The 537-nt window shown below is 38.2% G+C and carries 1 protein-coding gene; it reads right to left on the minus strand.

Going from position 1 to position 537, the window contains the following annotated elements:
* Positions 1-120: 120 nt before the first annotated feature.
* Positions 121-537, minus strand: a 417-nt coding sequence (locus ACFINZ_RS12035; RefSeq protein ID WP_375701650.1) for a hypothetical protein, incomplete at its 5' end; no start/stop codon positions are given.

Below are 537 nucleotides of genomic sequence, written 5' to 3' on the forward strand. Positions count from 1 at the left end.
CCCCAAGGTCCCCAGCCTTAACATCACCAAAATCTTTTAATGCACGTATGCGGTAAAGCGTAAGGTATCCATCAAACTGAATTGTTTCATCAGTAAGTTCGTATTTCTTTTTCATGATTACTATTTCTCACGTTCTACGATTACGGTGGAGCCACTAATTTTACAATTTCCAGCAATGTTTACACGACAGCAAATATATGCTTGATTGTAAATTTTAGCATTTCCGTAAACGTGTACACTTTCCCCTATAACAGAATTCCCATAAATCCGCGCATAGTCAAAAACCTTGGCATTATCTCGAACAGAAGCACCATCAACTTCGGCATAATCAGAAACTTGTGCATTTCCAGAAATTTGTACATTCCCATAAACACGGGCATCATCATAAACTTTGGCATTACCGTAAACTTGTGCATTGCCAAAAATCCAACAGTCTCTCTTATGGCTTAAGTTGCTCTCTTTTTCTATAAAACCGCCTAGGTCACCTTTTTTGACATATCCAAAGTCTCTTAATGCTCTAATTCGGTGAAGAGTTCT

It is taken from the genome of Bartonella sp. AA81SXKL, from assembly GCF_042196945.1.
In the GTDB taxonomy this organism is placed as follows: domain Bacteria; phylum Pseudomonadota; class Alphaproteobacteria; order Rhizobiales; family Rhizobiaceae; genus Bartonella.